The organism is Erythrobacter sp. YT30, from assembly GCF_001542875.1.
GTDB lineage: Bacteria > Pseudomonadota > Alphaproteobacteria > Sphingomonadales > Sphingomonadaceae > Erythrobacter.
This window is the reverse complement of record NZ_LMAF01000002.1, coordinates 601,639-617,051: the sequence shown is the minus strand read 5'-3', so window position 1 is coordinate 617,051 and position 15,413 is coordinate 601,639. Positions and strand designations below refer to the sequence as shown.

The window sequence follows — 15,413 nt, the reverse complement described above, 5'->3', positions numbered from 1 at the left end:
CAAAAGGGCGTCGGAGTGATCCGGCGCCCTTTTTCTTTGGCGTCAGAAAGCGCCCAAAAGTAGCAGCGCCTGCATGAAGAGCAAGACCACGATCAGCACAAAGAAATTGAGCAGCACAAAGCGCCAAAGCGTCGACAAACGAGAGAGACCATATGAATGGCGCAAATGCTTATAGAGGTGGATCGGTGCGGCGATCGCGAGGATCGCAAAGGCCCATCCAATCCCCACGGGACTGACCCCGATCAACGACACCATAATGAACAACAGAGACATAAAGCTGAGCGAATAGGTGACGAAGACCGCGTGGTCATAGGCTTTGAATTCGCGTCTCCATGCAAACAGCAGCCAGACAAAGGGAATGGAAAGAGGGATCAAAAGCCAGCTAAATTTGTATCCGTTGGCCTGCAATTTGTAGAGCATGAGGCCAGGGTTTTCGCGCCATTTCTTCAAGAATCCCTGATCGAAGGTCTTATTGCCGGTAAGGCTGAAGCTTTCTTCCAAATCGCGCAGATCAAATTCTGCTTGTGCTGCCGCGCTCTCATCAAAGCCGGATTTATCTGCAGGCGTTTCCTCTTCACCGGATTGGAGAAAGCCTTCCAATAATTGCAGCTGCTGTTCTGCTTTCTGCCGCTCCGGATCGCCTTGCGGCATCGCTTCAATTCTGGCTCGTAGCTCTTCTGCCTCCCGAGCTCCTTGGGCACGAATTTCCTCTGACGCCGCATCGAAATTCACAGTTTCTCGCAGGTCCCAAGGCACTGAAAGGCCAACCATCTGGAACACGGCGAACATCGCAAAAACGCTAAACAGGAACATCGCCATAGGGGAGACGAACTTGGCACGCTCCCCTTCGATATAGCGCCGGGTCAGCTTGCCCGGTTTGAATGCAAGCAGCGGGAGCGTCTTGAACAGCTTGCCGTCGAGGTGAAGCACACCGTGCATAAGATCGTGCCCAATGGCGGATAGAGTGCGGTGAACATGGAGTTTTTGCCCGCAATTTGAGCAATAGGTGCCGCTGGCGATTGCTCCGCAGTTGGAGCAGGTTTCGCTTGGCGCCGCTGCATCCTCGCTATTGGCACCGCGGTTAGGTTCTACGGCGCGGCCGACAAGCGCGCCCTCGGCAATACCTCCAGCTCCTTCGACAATCTCGCTCATCGCGTGCCCCAATTCCGCGCTCATTCGTACTCATGGGGAGTGTAAAGGCGCGGCGACTGTTATTCCAGACCGTATGCGCTTCTGGCTGAGGGCGGTTTACCCGTTTGCGAGTTTGCGTTCGATCGCGGTCCACAATTGAGCAAAGCCGCGCGCGGCAACTGAGCCTGGATCGAAAGCGCCAACGGGTTTGCGCTCCACAGCGCACCGCTCAATCGCGCTTGCTGCTGGGATAACCGGCCATGTCGGATTGGCCTCACGCGCCTCACGATGGAGGCTGCGGCGCATGTCGATCATCGAGAGAACCGGCAGGATGGGCGGGTGTTTCTTGCCGCTGCCGCGTACTTCCGCAACGACGGTATCGAATACGCGGGTCGATAGCGGCGAGGGGGGAAGCGGCACGATCACAAGGTCCGCTGCGCGCATGACCTGCGTGCTGATTTCATTGAGCACTGGCGGGCAGTCAAAGATGATGCGGTCGTAGTCTTTCGAGAGGCTGGCGGTAAGTTTGGCGAGCCGCTTTTTCTTGCCCAGCCTATCCAATTGTCGATCAAGGGCCCTGATACTCTCATCAGCTGGAAGTAGTGACAGATTGTCGTAATCGGTTGCTTGCACCAATTTCGAAACGCTGCGATCGCCCGAAAATACCGACAGCGCTTGCCGCTTCTTCTTGGGATCAACTCCAAGCAAAAATCCAGCGCCATTGGTTGCGTCAAGATCCCAGAGCAGTGTCTTACGCCGAGAAATGGTTGCCGCGCACCAGGCGAGATTGACGGCAAAGGTCGTTTTGCCGACGCCCCCTTTGACACTGTAAATGGCAATTGCAGCCATGGCTAAACGGTCCAATACCTGTTTGATCGACTTTGGATGCAAATGCCATGTGTCACGCGATTTTGGCCAAGGCAAGCGGTGCGCGGTGATGCGGCGCGCCTGTCCCGTTGCGCGACACTTGGATGATGCCCAAACGCAAACAGGCTGCCCGATAAAGGCGGCCTGTCAAAGCGGATCATTCACCGCAATTGTCGAAAGACGTTTAGCCTTCGTAGTCGGCGCCGATAGATGTCGAACGAGTAGGCGCAGAGGCGGTGATCCGCAGCGCTTCTGCAGACTGGCTCAGCGAACCGATTTCATCTGCATCATCTTCATCATCGGGAAGGATTTTCTGAAGACCCGTAACAAGCGATTCCTGCAAATCCTTGGGACGAATGGTCTGATCCGCGATTTCGCGCAGAGCGACAACGGGGTTCTTGTCCCGGTCGCGTTCGATCGTAAGCTCGCTGCCGCCCGAGATTTCGCGTGCTCGCTGAGCGGCAAGCAGGACAAGGTCAAAACGGTTGGGAACCTTATCGACGCAATCTTCAACGGTAACGCGTGCCATGGGCGAGCCTTCTTAAATTGGTTTTTGGAAGAGTGGCGCCAATATGCATCGGCTTGCGCAGAGTCAAGATAAACCCCGGTCTTAAAGCCAACTGAGCGCGCCTATTCAAAGCCCCAATCGGAATAATCCTTGAGATTGGGCGAGGTGAACTTGGTGAATTCGCTTTGGAAGTGCAGCGGGACCTGCCCGGTGGAGCCGTGACGCTGTTTCGCGACATTGACTGATGCTCGGTTCTTGATCGCCTCGTATTTCTCTTCCCAGTCGCGGTATTTCTCAATCGCTTCGGGGGTGCTGTTCTCGGTAGGAAAATCAGGTTTGACGGATTCGAGGTAATAATCTTCACGATAAACGAACCAGACCATGTCGGCGTCCTGCTCAATCGAGCCGGATTCCCTCAGATCTGACAGCATTGGACGCTTATCTTCACGCTGCTCAACCGCACGACTAAGCTGAGACAGCGCGATCACCGGCACGCTCAGTTCCTTGGCGAGCGTCTTGAGTCCGCGACTGATTTCCGAGATTTCGTTGACGCGGTTGTCATTCGCGCGGCCAGACCCTTGCAGCAATTGAAGGTAGTCGACCACGATGAGGCCGATATCGTGTCGTCGCTTGAGCCTTCGCGCACGAGTGCGAAGCGCTGCAATCGTCAGGGCAGGGGTGTCATCAATGTAAAGCGGAAGTTCGGCCAGTTTTTGGCTTGCAAAGGACAGCCTTTGAAAATCATCCCGGCTCATCTTACCGCTGCGTAACGCTTCTGAACTGATCTCGGCCTGTTCCGCCAGAATACGAGTAGCGAGTTGGTCTGCGCTCATTTCCAGACTGAAGAAGGCCGCGGGCGCTCCATAATTGTGTTCGCCGCCATCCTGCTGCCACTGCAGATGCGCTTCCGCGCAATTGAAAGCGATGTTGGTAGCAAGCGATGTCTTGCCCATACCGGGACGACCAGCGAGGATGATCAAATCCGAATTGTGGAGCCCCGACGTTTTGCGATCCATCGAATCGAGCCCGGTCGTTTTGCCTGACAGCCCGCCGCCTGAATTCATAGCGGACTCGACCATTTTGATCGCTTCAAGCGCGGCTTCGCGGAAACTGGATGCCTCTTTGCCTGTTGCCGCACCTTCCGCGACCTTAAAAAGATCTGCCTCAGCAGCTGCAATCCGGTCCATCGGGTCGACCTCTTCCGAGGTGTCCAGCGCTCCTTCTACAAGACCACGACCCACGCTCACCAACTCTCGCAAAAGCGCCAGGTCGTAGATTTGCTGCGCCAGTTCGCGCGGTGCCAATAGGCCTGAGCCATTGGCCGTTAGCTTTGCCAGATAGCTTGGCCCACCAAGTTCCTTGAGTGCCTCGTCAGCTTCGAAATAAGGCCGCAGAGTAACTGGAGACGCCGTCGCATTGCGATCAAGTAGAGTGAGCGTGCGTTCGTAGATGCGTTGGTGCAGCGGCTCAAAGAAATGATCCGGCCGGATGGGCGTCTGCAATTCTTCCAGCACCCGGTTATCGATCAAGATCGCGCCGAGAAACGCAGCTTCCGCCTCGAGGTTGGCAGGAAGCTTGCGCGCCTCGTCGGTTCCGGATTGAACCAGAGAAAGAACTTCGGTTTCGGCCATGGAGCCCTGATGCGTACAGGCTCTGATTCACGCAAGGGTTCAGGACCAAAATAAATTTTTTAGCGTCAAGGCAGATTGTGGATTGCGGGGATGGTTTTGCGAAATGCTTGAAGTGTGGCCACTCGATCTGCGAAGGCGCGTCTCATGGCTGACATGTCGCCCGATTCCTCTGCGCCAAACGCAGCTTCGACGCACCGCATTTCGCACATCGCTCTCGATGAAGAGACGATCCTGTGGCGCAATGCCGATGTCGAACAGGAACGACGCGTGGCAATCTATGATCTGATCGAGGAAAACAAATTCAAACCCGTTCGTAGCGCAGAGCGTGGGGCCAATGGCCCCTATCGCCTTTTTTTGGGAGTGCGCGATGGCCGGCTGGCCATGGATGTGAGCAATGAAGCTGAAGAATTGCTCGAAACGCTGCTTATCGGCCTTGCCCGGTTCCGCCGTCCTATCCGCGAATACTTTGCAATCTGCGACAGCTATTATCAGGCCATCCGCAAGGCGACACCATCAGAGATTGAGACGATCGATATGGCCCGGCGCGGCATTCACAACAATGCTGCAGAGCTTCTGCTCGAGCGGTTGGAAGGCAAGGTTGTAACCGATTTTGCCACTTCGCGCCGTCTTTTCACGCTGATTTGTGTGCTGCATATCAAGGGATAGGGCGAGGAATGGCGGCTCGACCACGTGCGCGTTCGACGCGCAAATCCCAAACGGGCGGCATTGTGCGCTTTATGTGGCTGGCCTTTGCCGCTCTAGTGCTGGCCACCATCATTTTTTCGGCTTGGCTTTGGATAGATATGCGCGATTGGCGCCCGGATGCTGATCTCTATCCCGAACAAGGAGCTGTCATTCCCGCAGAGCCTGAGCAAATGCGTTACAAAGCGCTTCCCGCGATTGGCGCGCAGTTCGCTTATCTGCGGCTGGAGCAAAACCCGCGCGCGCTCGATGATGATTTCGCAAGCAGATTTGCGCTGGCATCGGAAACGGATCTGAAGATCGGTGTGCTTTTGCCTTTCAATCCGTGCATCCCCGCCGATCCGCAAAGCACCTATTTCACGCAGATGGTACCGCGCAATGACAGCCTTTTGCCACCTGCGATAGAAGTGCAGCAATTGGCCTTGCAATGCCCAACTCCGGTCAGCGATGCCAAGGTTGAAAGCGAGTTGATGACTTTGGTCAATCAGGTTGAGATGCACGCGGGTAAACCTGTCATTCTGAAAGTCGGCGAAGCATTTGAAATGCGTCACCGGATCGCGCGATCGCTGGAGAGGGACTTGTGGCTGGTGCGTGACCGCGCGCGGCCTGATTACGCGGGGCGGCCATGGCTGCTATGGAGCGCGAACAGTCAGTTCCACAGCGCGGCTGCAGAAGAACCGTTGGAATGGGTGGTGGTGCAAAAATGAGCGTGAGCGATGACAAGCGCGATGCCCTCATCGCAGCGGCGCGAGAGGCCTCGCAGAACGCTTATGCGCCCTATTCCGATTATCAGGTGGGCGCGGCCCTCTTGTTCGACGATGGAGCGGTCGTAACCGGGGCCAATGTCGAGAATGCAAGCTATGGCCTAGCTTTGTGTGCTGAAACCAATGCGGTTTCCAAAGCGATGACTGACGGCAGGCGGGGCGGTTTGATTGCAGTGGCCGTTGTCGGCCCCGATGACAAAGGGGATGGCGCACCGATCACACCGTGCGGGCGCTGTCGTCAGGTCTTGCATGAACTTGCAGCGCTTGGTGGAACCGACCCGGCCATATTCTGCGTCGGGGCGGACGAGGTGCGCAGAGTTACTTTGTCGCAGTTGCTTCCCCACGCCTTCGGGCCTGACAGCCTTGTCTGACTAGCTCCCCAGAATGCTTCCCAGGCCCCGCAATGGGTTCTTGCGAAACGCAATTTCCTCCTTGCCGATATAGCTGAAAATCCCGTCGAGACCTTGATCGGTGACGGTTTTGTTGACGCTTTGCCGATCAAGTCCGGCATCGCGCAAAAGGCTCGATTGTTCGGCAAGCTTGTCGATCTGGCCATGAATGCCAAGATCGCCCAGAGCGGTGTCGACTAGCGGGGTCAGCTTTTCATGCAGGCTGTCGTTGGATGAACGGCGAAGATATTGGGTGCCGCCATCGTTCTCTTTAATGATGCCCGGCGCATCGCTGAACGAAAGGCCGTCAATCGCTTCGCGGAAAATGGGCTTTGCCTCGCCAGCCGCCACTCCTGCCGCGTCATTGATCCCGCGAATGATATCATCAACGCTGGGAAGTCCTGCCATTTTCGAACCAGCGCCAAGGATGGTGCCCAGAACGCCGCTTTTCTTACCTCCGCCCAGAGTGCCCAGAACGGGAAGCCCGATCCGGATCGCGTCGTCGTTGAAGAACGCTCCCGGCTGCGCGAGTTCATCCAGCGCATTGTCGGTTGCCTTGCCAAGAATGGAGGAGAGGCCAAGACCGCCGCCGTCTTCGTCATCGCCACCAAGAATATCGCCGATACCCTGAGCGCGGGCAGCCGCGGGTAACAATAACGAAGCGCCTGATAGGCCAAGTCCTGTCAGTATTGCGCGGCGGCGTAGCATATTGGTTGGCATGGCGACTCTCCCCAGATCTCATGTCTCAAGAAAGTGTTACCACGAAAAAGGCCGTTCGACATGCACCGCACCTGCCAATCCTGAAAAATCGTGTTGCACGAGCCGTGAGGTGTCTATTCTACGCCTTCAAGCCACTCAACCAGAGCCGCCAAACAATCGCGCGCCAAAACCTTGCAGCGCTCCGGCGACCAGCCCTGCTCGGGCTCAGGGAAGTCAGCGAGATCCTTGTACGGCATCTCCAGTGTCATCGCGCATGCGCCATACCGCTCAGCCACCTGATTGGTGCTGATGCTGAGATTTGCTTTGCCCGGCTGTGACTTGGGATAGCCGAGCTTCGTCTGAAAATCGGGCGTGCGACGGTCGAGGATGCGCTGGTAGCGATAGAAGTGCTCGCCTTGGTCATCATTCCATGACGGGATGCCTTCAAATCCAGCCAAGAAGTTTGCAGGTATCGCTTCATCGCCGTGGACGTCCATCGCAAAATCCACTCCCGTCTCGTCCATGGCATTGCGGATCGCGAGCACTTCGGGCGATTTCTCAGCCGACGGGCTTGCCCATTCGCGATTGAGATTGGTGCCCACAGCATTGGTGCGCAAATGTCCGCGCGCTGACCCATCTGGATTGCAATTTGGCACGATATACAGCCGACATTTCTGCCGTAGCGTTCGCGCGACTGGGTCGGTCGGATCAGTGAGGCATTCCAGTGCCCCTTCCATCCACCATTCGGCCTGCGTTTCACCGGGATGCTGACGCGCATAAAGCCAGACCTTGGTATCGCCTTCGCCCATAGTCAGCATATCAAGCGGAAGGCCATCGATAGTTGTTGTCAGTCGGGTCAATTCGACACCTTCGCTGGCAGCAGCTTCGGCAACCAGATCGTGATGCCGCTCCATCGAATAGGGCGCGAAATAGGCGAAATAGGCGATGTTCGATGCGGGCGCATATCGGATAGTTAGCGTTCCATCCTCTTCGTCTTTGTCAAAAGAGCTCCCCGCGCGAGCCCAATACTCGCGGTCTTCCGACACGCAGGCATCGTATCCTGGCCAACCGCCAGTGTAGGCCGACTTATTGAGACCAGTGATTTTTAGTTCAAGCTCTTCACCCTGGCCGCCCGTCACCCGAAAGTGAAACCATTGCGCAAAGTCGGACATATGGTCCTTTTTGATCGCGAGCTTGGAGGTGTTTCCCTCGATCGAGAGCACCTCAATATTGCCGCTGTCGAAAGCGGCATCAATGGCGATTGCGGTCATTTGTGTCCTTTGGCCTGGCTCTTACAGATCGGTGACGTCAACGCTGACGGTTTCGCCATTGCCACCGGGAAAATCGCGAAACAAGGCCTTGGCCAAAGCCTGCGCGCTTGCGTTCACTTCGGCGTAGTCGGAATTGACCGAAATGGCCTGTTCCGCGCGGCCTTCCCATAGAGTTTCGCCAGCAGCCGAAGTGATCCGGACTGATAGCTCTGTCACGGCATTGGGGCCGCGCGGGCCGCCGCCCAGATTGATACCAACGCCCACCCCAACGCCGCTGCCAAAGCTGCCCGTGCCGCCACCAACACCTACGCTGACGGGGCCGCGGGAGTTGTCAGCCGATGCGACCGGGTTGCGCGCGGTGACAATGCTGGCGATCTGCACGGCGCCATCATTCTCAGGGCCAGAGACGATTTGAACTTCGTATCCCTGTTCAGACAATTCCTGCGCGATTGCAGCAGCAAAGGCTTGGCGTGTTTCTTGTTTCAGCTCTTCGTTGGGGAATTGCAGCCGAATGGGCCCTTGCCCCAATCCAGCGGGATTTTCAGCGACGAACCGGGTGACTTCAACGGGCCCAGTGTAAGCGCTGGTGCATCCTGTCAATGCGGTGGCCGCCAAAGCTGTGATGATCGTCGTCGATTTTTTGAAAGTGAAAGGCATCGCGCCCGCTCCCGAAATTATGTCTCAAATGGGTGATAGCACACAGGCGTGCCAAAAGCGTAAAGCGCTTCTAACTCCTCATATCTTTCTCAATGGCTTCACCAATTTGAAGTCGCACTCTATTAGGCGGGCTGGCATGACGACACATTCTGAAACTCAATCTGCAAAACCCTGCGTCCTTGTAACAGGCGGTGCGGGCTATATTGGCAGCCATGCCGTTCTTGCGCTGAGCGATGCCGATTGGCCGGTCGTCGTGATTGACAACTTGACAACGGGTTTTCGCTTCGCCGTGCCCGATCACGTCCCACTTTACGAAGGCGATATCGAAGACGGCGCGCTCGTAGCGGAGATTTTCGCCAAGCATGATTGTAAGGCCGTGATGCACTTTGCAGGCTCGATTATCGTGCCAGAAAGCGTCGAAAACCCGCTCAAATACTATCACAACAACACGGTGAAGAGCCGCGCTCTGATCGAGGCGGCGGTGAAAGCGGGCGTGCCGCATTTTATCTTCTCATCGACGGCGGCGACTTATGGTGAGCCAGAAAGCTCGCCGATCACCGAGGACAGTCACAAGGCCCCTATCAACCCATATGGCTGGTCAAAGCTGATGACCGAACAGATGTTGGGCGACACGGCGAAAGCGCACGCGATGAATTTCTGCGCGCTTCGCTATTTCAATGTCGCAGGTGCCGATCCGCGTGCTCGCAGTGGCCAATCTACCGCTGGCGCGACGCATCTTATAAAGGTCGCGGTCGAGGCGGCCCTGGGCAAAAGATCGCATGTCAGCGTTTTTGGCACCGACTACGACACGCCCGACGGCACAGGCGTCCGCGATTACATCCATGTCAGTGATCTTGCGGCTGCGCATGTCCTCGCATTGGAGGCGCTTATCGAACAGCCCGAACGCTCGCTCACCATGAATTGCGGCTATGGACGAGGCTTTTCAGTGCTCGAAGTGCTAGATGCTGTTGACCGTGTCACCAACATGCAGATCGATCGTCACATCGAAGGGCGCCGTGCAGGCGATCCCGATTCGCTTGTGTCTGACCCATCTCGCATTCGCGCTGCGCTTCCATGGGAGCCCAAACACGCCGATCTCGACACGATTATTGCGCATGCCCTCGCCTGGGAGCGCAAATTGACCGAGATTCGCGAGAATACTTGACCAATCCGGGCGTCATGCGTAAGGGCGGCGCTTGAAATTGAAGTGCGCCGAGCTGTGCCTTGGCGCTTTTTTATTTGAACGAGTTTAGAAGGGTAAGCCCCGTGAAAATCCGCAACAGCCTTAAGTCGCTGAAGAACCGCCACCGCGATTGCCGCGTAATCCGTCGTCGCGGTCGTACTTACGTCATCAACAAAACCAATCGTCGCTTCAAAGCCCGCCAGGGTTAAGCGATGCGATAGTCCTCGCGAGCAATTGAAGCGCGCGGGATTGGTTACAGCGGCCCGCCTCCGACAAGGAGAGCGGGCCGTAGCTGTTTATGGAAGTAGGGTATGCAGAAAGCGGTGGTCTTCGATGTTGGGCGAGTGCTGTTCCACTGGGAACTGCGCGCGCTTTTTGAACAGCTGATCAGCGATAAAGAGGAGCTAGACTGGTTCCTCGCCAACGTCGTCACCGAAGAATGGCATTTCGAGCATGACCGGGGCAGACCGCTCGATGACATGGTGCCAGAGCGTATTGCCAAGTTTCCAACGTACAAAGCGCACATCAATGCCTATGCGACGCGCTTCAACGAAACAGTCCCAGGCCCGGTGCAAGGCAGCCACGATATTGTGAGGCGTCTCGATAAAGCTAATGTTCCGCTCTTCTGCCTCACAAACTTCGGGCACGAATTCTGGCATCTGTTCCGTCCCACTCAGCCGATCTTTGACCTGTTCGAAGACATCATTGTTTCTGGCACCGAAGAGGTCGCAAAGCCAGATCCGCGTATCTATGCAATTGTCGAAGAACGCAGCCGGCGCAGCGGCGGCGATCTGTTTTTCACCGATGACAATCCGGCAAATATCGAAGCCGCCAAAAAACGCGGCTGGGATGCACATCTGTTCACCGATGCAACAGCGCTTGAATCTCAGCTGACACAGTCAGGCTTTCTCTGATTAAAGCACGAGGGGGCAGTCAGGTCACAAAAAACCCCGGCGCAGCTCTGGGGAAACGCTGCGCCGGGGGCTCAATGAACCGTCCGGAGTGGAGAGTGTCGGACGGTGGGGGTTAGGGGGCAGACTGGCTTACTTTCCGTTGCACTTTGCGAGTTTGCCAGCTTCGAGCTCTTTGCCTTTGGCTGTGAAGCTTGCCACTTCGCCAAGCTCTTTTGACAGCCCGCGGCACATGCGGATCGGGCGTGAAGTGCCCTTGTTCGCTACGCATGTAGTGCCTTTGCAGGCCCACGCAACGCCGCCAGCAACAGCGCGGTTTTCATCAGTCGGCTGCGCCAGAACGGCGGTGTAATAAGGGCCATCAGCGGCAATGGCTGGGGTTGAGCTGGTTGCGACTGCGAAAGTGGCCGCAGTGTAAACCAGTGCCGATGCAAAGATGGAGATGCGTTCTGCGCGGGGGAGGGAGAGGGTCATATGTCGTTCCTTTCGGATGCAGGGATCATTTGCATTTTGCGACAAAAGGTTTCATTCCGAAACCAGTTGCGAATCACTACCTATGCGATTAGGTTTTAAGTTGCAACTAGAAACTAAATATATTTTTTGCGGTTCCTGTAAATCAGGTTAAGCTGACGCCAGGGAAAGGATATCTATGGGCGAAATGAGAGAACCCTTGCGGGAGTTGCGCGATTGTGGATTGCCGCAAGCACTTGAAGTTATGGGCGAACGTTGGTCGTTCATGATCCTGAGGGCAAGCTTTAACGGGCTGAAGCACTTCGAAGAATTTCTCACTGAACTCGGCATTGCTCGCAATATCCTGTCCAACAGACTGGCAAAACTGGTCGATCACGGCATTCTCAAACGTGAGCCATGCGAGGATGATCGCCGTAAAGTCGAATACCGATTGACGCCAAAAGGGTTTGACTTGCTTCCTGCGATGATTGCTCTGCGACTTTGGGGTCAGAAACACGGCAGCGAGTTCGTCGCCGAAGATCCGGTGCTAGTGGATGAGCAGGATCGCTTGCCGATCTCCTCTGTTTCGGTGCTGTCGCATGATGGACGTATTCTCGATCACACCGATCTCAACCTGATTGCCAAGGCTGATTTGGGCAAGCGTACTGACGGCACAATCGCAACCCCGCACAAAAGCGGCGGCGATGCGGCGGTGGTTGATCTGGGCAAAGCAAAAAAAGCAGCGGGATAACTGCCATTTCATCGTGCCGCGCGGCTGTAAGCGTCGCGTGGATGCTCTATTGCAGTCGGCATGAGCGTCGCGGCCCTACCTGACATTCACGAAATCTTACGCGAGACTTTCGGATTTGCCGGGTTTCGCGGCCAGCAAGAGGCTGTGATCGAGCGGATCCTTCGCGGCAAGCCAACGCTTGCGCTGATGCCGACAGGCGCGGGAAAGTCGCTGTGCTATCAGATACCGGCGCTCGCACTGCCCGGAACCGCTGTGGTGGTATCTCCGCTCATTGCCTTGATGCATGATCAGATCCGCGCAGCGGAAGCAGTAGGCATCCGCGCTGCTTCGTTGACATCGGCAGATCAAAATCGCGCTGAAACGCTAGACCGCCTTCGCGCTGGCGATTTGGACTTGCTCTATGTCGCGCCGGAACGGGCGACGACATCCGGGTTTCGATCGCTGCTGGATGGGATTCCGATCTCGCTCTTCGCGATTGATGAAGCCCATTGCGTGTCGGAATGGGGCCATGATTTCCGCCCCGACTATCGCGAACTCCGCCCTTTTCTCGACGCTCACCCGAACGTTCCTCGCCTCGCACTCACCGCTACAGCGGACGAGGTAACGCGTGCCGACATTCTCAAACAATTGGGCATCCCGCAGAAAGGCATGTTGGTTGCTGGATTTGACCGGCCCAACATCCAATATCGCATTACGCCGCGGGAAAACACGGCACGCCAGATTGCCGACTTCATCACTCACACTCCCGGCGCGGGCATTGTCTATGCGCATAGCCGCAAGGCGACCGAGGACCTCTCTGAAAAACTCGCCTCTACGGGCCGTCCAACTGGCGCCTACCATGCAGGCCTCCCACCCGAAGAGCGCGCACGAGTGCAAGCCGAATTCGTGCGATCAGAAGATATGGTGATGGTCGCCACCATCGCCTTCGGCATGGGGATCGACAAACCCGACGTGCGCTTTGTTGTCCATGCGGGTCTGCCCAAATCGATCGAGGCTTATTACCAGGAAACAGGCCGTGCGGGACGCGATGGCGATCCTGCGATTGCGCAATTGTTCTGGGGCGCGAGCGATTTTTCCAAGGCGCGCCAGTGGCTAGGCGAAGTCAGTGAAGATCGCCTCCCCGGCGAACGCGCGCGGCTCAATGCCCTTGCGGGCCTAGTCGAGGCGGCCACCTGCCGACGGGCAATCCTATTGCGCCATTTCGGCGAGCAACCGACGGACGCCTGCGGGAATTGCGACATCTGCCTCGATCCACCCAATGTCCTCGATGTGACCGAGATCGCGCAAAAGTTACTCTCCGCCGTATATCGCACCGGGCAAAGTTTTGGCATTGGGCATGTCGAAAAAGTGCTGCTGGGCCGCGAAGATGATCGGGTTGTGCAACGCGGCCATCATGCGCTTTCCGTGTTCGGCATTCTCGATGCCGATGAAGCACCCCTACTGCGTCCGGTGATGCGCGCGTTGATGGCGCATGAAATGCTGGTGCCAACCGATCATGGCGGCATGGCCCTGGGCGATGAAGCGCGCGCCATCCTCAAAGGCGAACGGGCTGTCACAATCGCTGAGCCACCGAAACGCAAACGCAGGCGGCGAGGGGAAAGCGATACGAACGGGTCTAATCCCGTGGGCGACCCGCTCTTCGATGCCTTGCGCGAACGCCGCAAGGCGCTCGCCGAGGAACACAACGTGCCCGCTTACGTGATCTTCCATGATAGTGTCTTGCGCGCGATGGCATCTGACAAACCCGAAACCTTACGGGAAATGGGTCAGATATCAGGCGTCGGAGCGAAAAAGCTCGACAATTGGGGCGGCGCTTTCGTCGAAGTGGTGCGCGAACACGTCGCCTAGCGCTCTATTCGGCTGCTTCGAGCAATTCCACGCTTTCGGGCGTTGCTGGCATAGCGTCTTCCGGGCGGTAACTGGTCTTCAATTTCTTCGCCAAATCGCGTGTGAGCATCGCATTCAAGGCATTGCCGAGATTGGGATACTTGTCGCTTAGGCTGCGAAGGGCTGAGGCGTCCCATTCGATATAGCGCACACCTTGAGGCGCAACCGAAGTTGTTGTTGTCGGCCGATTTAGGACATAGCCAACTTCTCCCACGAAATTGTCCGCTGGCAGTCGAAATTGACGACCATGCTTTTCAACCGAGATAATGCCATCGAAGATATAGAAAAGCGCTGTCGAAGGCTCATCTTCGCGTGTCAGTACAGTACCATCCGGATCATCGGCGCGGCGCCATTGGGCGAGCTTTAGTACGCGTCGGAATTGGCCAGGCGAAAGCGTCTCAAACGCGTCGAACAGCGTTTTCTCGTCTTCGCTGAGGCGCAATGTGGTTCGCTCAAACATGATCTGGCCCAGCACCCAGAAATTGACACCCACCATCAGCAGGCTGGTGATGATCGCGTCCCACAGTGGGGGCGAAGGCACGATGAAATAGTAGACGATGTAAATGAAAGTCGAGATGACGATGAGCAGGCGCAGTTTCAGCTCGTCTCGCACCGCGTAGGCGACGAGAAGCAAGGCAGCGCCGACATAGATGAGCCACCAAAGATCCATGATTTGGCGCGTGGCGATAATTTGCGGGGAAGACAAGCCTGCCTTGATCCGCGATTGACAGGTTACCGCTGCGTGCGCGTGTAATCGATCCGGATGCGCACCCACGATCCCACTTGCGATCGGCCTCCGACAATCGCGGGGCGTACACGGAATTGCCAGGCTGCGGCGAGCACGGCCCGGCCCATTTGTGAGCCGCGCGGGCTTTCTCCAAGCAGCTCGCAATCCTCGACATAGAAATCGGGCACTGTCCTGCACACAATCAACGCGCTGCCCGGCCCAGTAGCGGTAGATAGATAGCCGGCAAGTTCCTGCCGCGTGGGTTCACGATACCAGCGCGCCGCATACATGGGTTCGCCATTGGGAGCGGTGCCCACACGCTGGCTATCGAATGACCCACCCGGTGGACCGGTGTCGGGCGGTCCATAAACGCGCGCAGGCGGATCAGCTGGTTGCCGAGGCGCTGGTGAGGGTGTTGGACGTGGCGGGCTGGGCGGAGAATCTTGCCTTGGCTGGATGATCACTGGTGGGTCGAGCGGCGTGGGAACCGGTTCCTCTGGCGGCTCAAAAGGTTGGAGGTCAGGCGGTCGAGGTGAAGGGGCTGACTGCGGCTGAGGCGGTGTTTCAGGTTGCGTTGGCTCTTCGGCAGCGGGCTCGCTTTCCGCGAAATTCTGCGCATCGAGCGTTGTCACAATTGGTGTTTCGGTCCGGTCCTCCGCAAGGTTCCAGCCCAGCGTGAGCAAAAGCGCGATGATCGCGATTTCGACAAGGATTGTCGCTCCGACACCAAGCAATCGCCGCCTAAGCGCGCCTTCTTCTTCGCCGCCCTTGGCATAGCCGGTGGCGGTCTCTTCAGCAGAGAGGGCGGCGGTATCGGACACGAGAGAGCTTTATTCGAGGCGAGGGGTCTGCCTGCTAACAGGTTCCAGCCTTGCTGCAAAATGA

At 56.8% G+C, this 15,413-nt stretch carries 18 protein-coding genes; 8 read left to right on the top strand and 10 right to left on the bottom strand.

Annotation, left to right across the window (positions count from 1 at the left end):
• Nucleotides 1–42: 42 nt before the first annotated feature.
• The 4 genes from AUC45_RS07540 to AUC45_RS07525 all read right to left on the bottom strand — a co-directional run bounded on the left by AUC45_RS07540 (nt 43) and on the right by AUC45_RS07525 (nt 4,137).
• Nucleotides 43–1,176: a DUF3667 domain-containing protein gene (locus AUC45_RS07540; RefSeq protein WP_233998583.1), complete on the bottom strand. Its 1,134-nt coding sequence runs from the start codon at nt 1,174–1,176 to the stop codon at nt 43–45.
• Between the two features lie 72 nt (nt 1,177–1,248).
• Nucleotides 1,249–1,980 carry a ParA family protein gene (locus AUC45_RS07535; RefSeq protein ID WP_067600585.1) on the bottom strand — a complete coding sequence of 244 codons (732 nt, stop codon included), beginning with the start codon at nt 1,978–1,980 and terminating at the stop codon, nt 1,249–1,251.
• 202 nt (nt 1,981–2,182) lie between these two features.
• On the bottom strand, nt 2,183–2,527 hold the full coding sequence (rpoZ, locus tag AUC45_RS07530) for a DNA-directed RNA polymerase subunit omega (protein ID WP_067600582.1): 345 nt from the start codon (nt 2,525–2,527) through the stop codon (nt 2,183–2,185).
• A 101-nt stretch (nt 2,528–2,628) separates the two neighbouring features.
• Nucleotides 2,629–4,137, bottom strand: coding sequence for a replicative DNA helicase (locus AUC45_RS07525; RefSeq protein WP_067600580.1), 1,509 nt, complete (start codon nt 4,135–4,137; stop codon nt 2,629–2,631).
• 144 nt (nt 4,138–4,281) lie between these two features.
• Here AUC45_RS07525 and AUC45_RS07520 point away from each other — a divergent pair, with 144 nt between their 5' ends.
• From AUC45_RS07520 to AUC45_RS07510, 3 genes are read left to right on the top strand one after another with little or no spacing between them, the layout of a single operon-like run.
• The gene (locus AUC45_RS07520) at nt 4,282–4,803 is read left to right on the top strand and encodes a UPF0262 family protein (RefSeq protein WP_082701028.1); all 522 of its coding nucleotides are present in this window, start codon (nt 4,282–4,284) and stop codon (nt 4,801–4,803) included.
• Nucleotides 4,804–4,811: 8 nt separating this feature from the next.
• The gene (locus AUC45_RS07515) at nt 4,812–5,546 is read left to right on the top strand and encodes a glycoside hydrolase family 25 protein (protein WP_067600577.1); all 735 of its coding nucleotides are present in this window, start codon (nt 4,812–4,814) and stop codon (nt 5,544–5,546) included.
• Complete coding sequence (locus AUC45_RS07510; protein ID WP_067600575.1) at nt 5,543–5,974, top strand: cytidine deaminase; 432 nt, start codon at nt 5,543–5,545, stop codon at nt 5,972–5,974. Before AUC45_RS07515 ends, AUC45_RS07510 begins: the two co-directional genes overlap by 4 nt.
• Here AUC45_RS07510 and AUC45_RS07505 read toward each other — a convergent pair whose 3' ends face one another.
• From AUC45_RS07505 to AUC45_RS07495, 3 genes are all read right to left on the bottom strand, one after another.
• On the bottom strand, nt 5,975–6,712 hold the full coding sequence (locus AUC45_RS07505) for a DUF4197 domain-containing protein (RefSeq protein ID WP_067600572.1): 738 nt from the start codon (nt 6,710–6,712) through the stop codon (nt 5,975–5,977).
• A gap of 113 nt (nt 6,713–6,825) precedes the next feature.
• Nucleotides 6,826–7,962: a M14-type cytosolic carboxypeptidase gene (locus AUC45_RS07500; protein WP_067600569.1), complete on the bottom strand. Its 1,137-nt coding sequence runs from the start codon at nt 7,960–7,962 to the stop codon at nt 6,826–6,828.
• Nucleotides 7,963–7,983: 21 nt separating this feature from the next.
• Nucleotides 7,984–8,619 carry a DUF4136 domain-containing protein gene (locus AUC45_RS07495; protein WP_067600567.1) on the bottom strand — a complete coding sequence of 212 codons (636 nt, stop codon included), beginning with the start codon at nt 8,617–8,619 and terminating at the stop codon, nt 7,984–7,986.
• A gap of 136 nt (nt 8,620–8,755) precedes the next feature.
• Between AUC45_RS07495 and galE the strand changes: the two genes are divergently transcribed.
• The 3 genes from galE to AUC45_RS07485 all read left to right on the top strand — a co-directional run bounded on the left by galE (nt 8,756) and on the right by AUC45_RS07485 (nt 10,716).
• Entirely contained in the window at nt 8,756–9,784 is a 1,029-nt protein-coding gene (galE, locus tag AUC45_RS07490) for a UDP-glucose 4-epimerase GalE (RefSeq protein ID WP_067600564.1), read from the top strand.
• Nucleotides 9,785–9,885: 101 nt separating this feature from the next.
• A complete protein-coding gene (gene ykgO / locus AUC45_RS15535; RefSeq protein WP_007165381.1) occupies nt 9,886–10,011 on the top strand; it encodes a type B 50S ribosomal protein L36 in 126 nt (41 codons plus the stop codon).
• A gap of 102 nt (nt 10,012–10,113) precedes the next feature.
• A complete protein-coding gene (locus AUC45_RS07485) occupies nt 10,114–10,716 on the top strand; it encodes an HAD-IA family hydrolase (RefSeq protein ID WP_067600561.1) in 603 nt (200 codons plus the stop codon).
• A 129-nt stretch (nt 10,717–10,845) separates the two neighbouring features.
• Here the strand turns inward: AUC45_RS07485 and AUC45_RS07480 are convergent, their stop codons facing one another.
• Nucleotides 10,846–11,187 carry a hypothetical protein gene (locus AUC45_RS07480; protein WP_067600558.1) on the bottom strand — a complete coding sequence of 114 codons (342 nt, stop codon included), beginning with the start codon at nt 11,185–11,187 and terminating at the stop codon, nt 10,846–10,848.
• Between the two features lie 175 nt (nt 11,188–11,362).
• Between AUC45_RS07480 and AUC45_RS07475 the strand changes: the two genes are divergently transcribed.
• Both AUC45_RS07475 and recQ read left to right on the top strand, forming a co-directional pair.
• Nucleotides 11,363–11,914, top strand: coding sequence for a helix-turn-helix domain-containing protein (locus AUC45_RS07475; RefSeq protein ID WP_067600555.1), 552 nt, complete (start codon nt 11,363–11,365; stop codon nt 11,912–11,914).
• Between the two features lie 60 nt (nt 11,915–11,974).
• A complete protein-coding gene (gene recQ / locus AUC45_RS07470; protein WP_067600552.1) occupies nt 11,975–13,762 on the top strand; it encodes a DNA helicase RecQ in 1,788 nt (595 codons plus the stop codon).
• Between the two features lie 4 nt (nt 13,763–13,766).
• Here recQ and AUC45_RS07465 read toward each other — a convergent pair whose 3' ends face one another.
• Nucleotides 13,767–14,471, bottom strand: coding sequence for a Crp/Fnr family transcriptional regulator (locus AUC45_RS07465; RefSeq protein WP_067600549.1), 705 nt, complete (start codon nt 14,469–14,471; stop codon nt 13,767–13,769).
• Between the two features lie 62 nt (nt 14,472–14,533).
• The gene (locus tag AUC45_RS16140; protein ID WP_156423790.1) at nt 14,534–15,349 is read right to left on the bottom strand and encodes a hypothetical protein; all 816 of its coding nucleotides are present in this window, start codon (nt 15,347–15,349) and stop codon (nt 14,534–14,536) included.
• Nucleotides 15,350–15,413 lie beyond the last annotated feature (64 nt).

Bases quoted from the DNA above. Each gene is read 5' to 3' on its own strand.
- AUC45_RS07480 (WP_067600558.1), bottom strand. From the start codon at position 11,187: ATGACCCTCTCCCTCCCCCGCGCAGAACGCATCTCCATCTTTGCATCG.
- AUC45_RS07520 (WP_082701028.1), top strand. From the start codon at position 4,282: ATGGCTGACATGTCGCCCGATTCCTCTGCGCCAAACGCAGCTTCGACG.
- AUC45_RS07525 (WP_067600580.1), bottom strand. From the start codon at position 4,137: ATGGCCGAAACCGAAGTTCTTTCTCTGGTTCAATCCGGAACCGACGAG.
- AUC45_RS07465 (WP_067600549.1), bottom strand. From the start codon at position 14,471: ATGGATCTTTGGTGGCTCATCTATGTCGGCGCTGCCTTGCTTCTCGTC.
- AUC45_RS07505 (WP_067600572.1), bottom strand. From the start codon at position 6,712: ATGCCAACCAATATGCTACGCCGCCGCGCAATACTGACAGGACTTGGC.
- AUC45_RS07515 (WP_067600577.1), top strand. From the start codon at position 4,812: ATGGCGGCTCGACCACGTGCGCGTTCGACGCGCAAATCCCAAACGGGC.
- AUC45_RS07485 (WP_067600561.1), top strand. From the start codon at position 10,114: ATGCAGAAAGCGGTGGTCTTCGATGTTGGGCGAGTGCTGTTCCACTGG.
- recQ (WP_067600552.1), top strand. From the start codon at position 11,975: ATGAGCGTCGCGGCCCTACCTGACATTCACGAAATCTTACGCGAGACT.
- rpoZ (WP_067600582.1), bottom strand. From the start codon at position 2,527: ATGGCACGCGTTACCGTTGAAGATTGCGTCGATAAGGTTCCCAACCGT.
- AUC45_RS07510 (WP_067600575.1), top strand. From the start codon at position 5,543: ATGAGCGTGAGCGATGACAAGCGCGATGCCCTCATCGCAGCGGCGCGA.
- AUC45_RS07475 (WP_067600555.1), top strand. From the start codon at position 11,363: ATGGGCGAAATGAGAGAACCCTTGCGGGAGTTGCGCGATTGTGGATTG.
- AUC45_RS07500 (WP_067600569.1), bottom strand. From the start codon at position 7,962: ATGACCGCAATCGCCATTGATGCCGCTTTCGACAGCGGCAATATTGAG.
- AUC45_RS07535 (WP_067600585.1), bottom strand. From the start codon at position 1,980: ATGGCTGCAATTGCCATTTACAGTGTCAAAGGGGGCGTCGGCAAAACG.
- galE (WP_067600564.1), top strand. From the start codon at position 8,756: ATGACGACACATTCTGAAACTCAATCTGCAAAACCCTGCGTCCTTGTA.
- AUC45_RS07540 (WP_233998583.1), bottom strand. From the start codon at position 1,176: ATGAGCGCGGAATTGGGGCACGCGATGAGCGAGATTGTCGAAGGAGCT.
- AUC45_RS07495 (WP_067600567.1), bottom strand. From the start codon at position 8,619: ATGCCTTTCACTTTCAAAAAATCGACGACGATCATCACAGCTTTGGCG.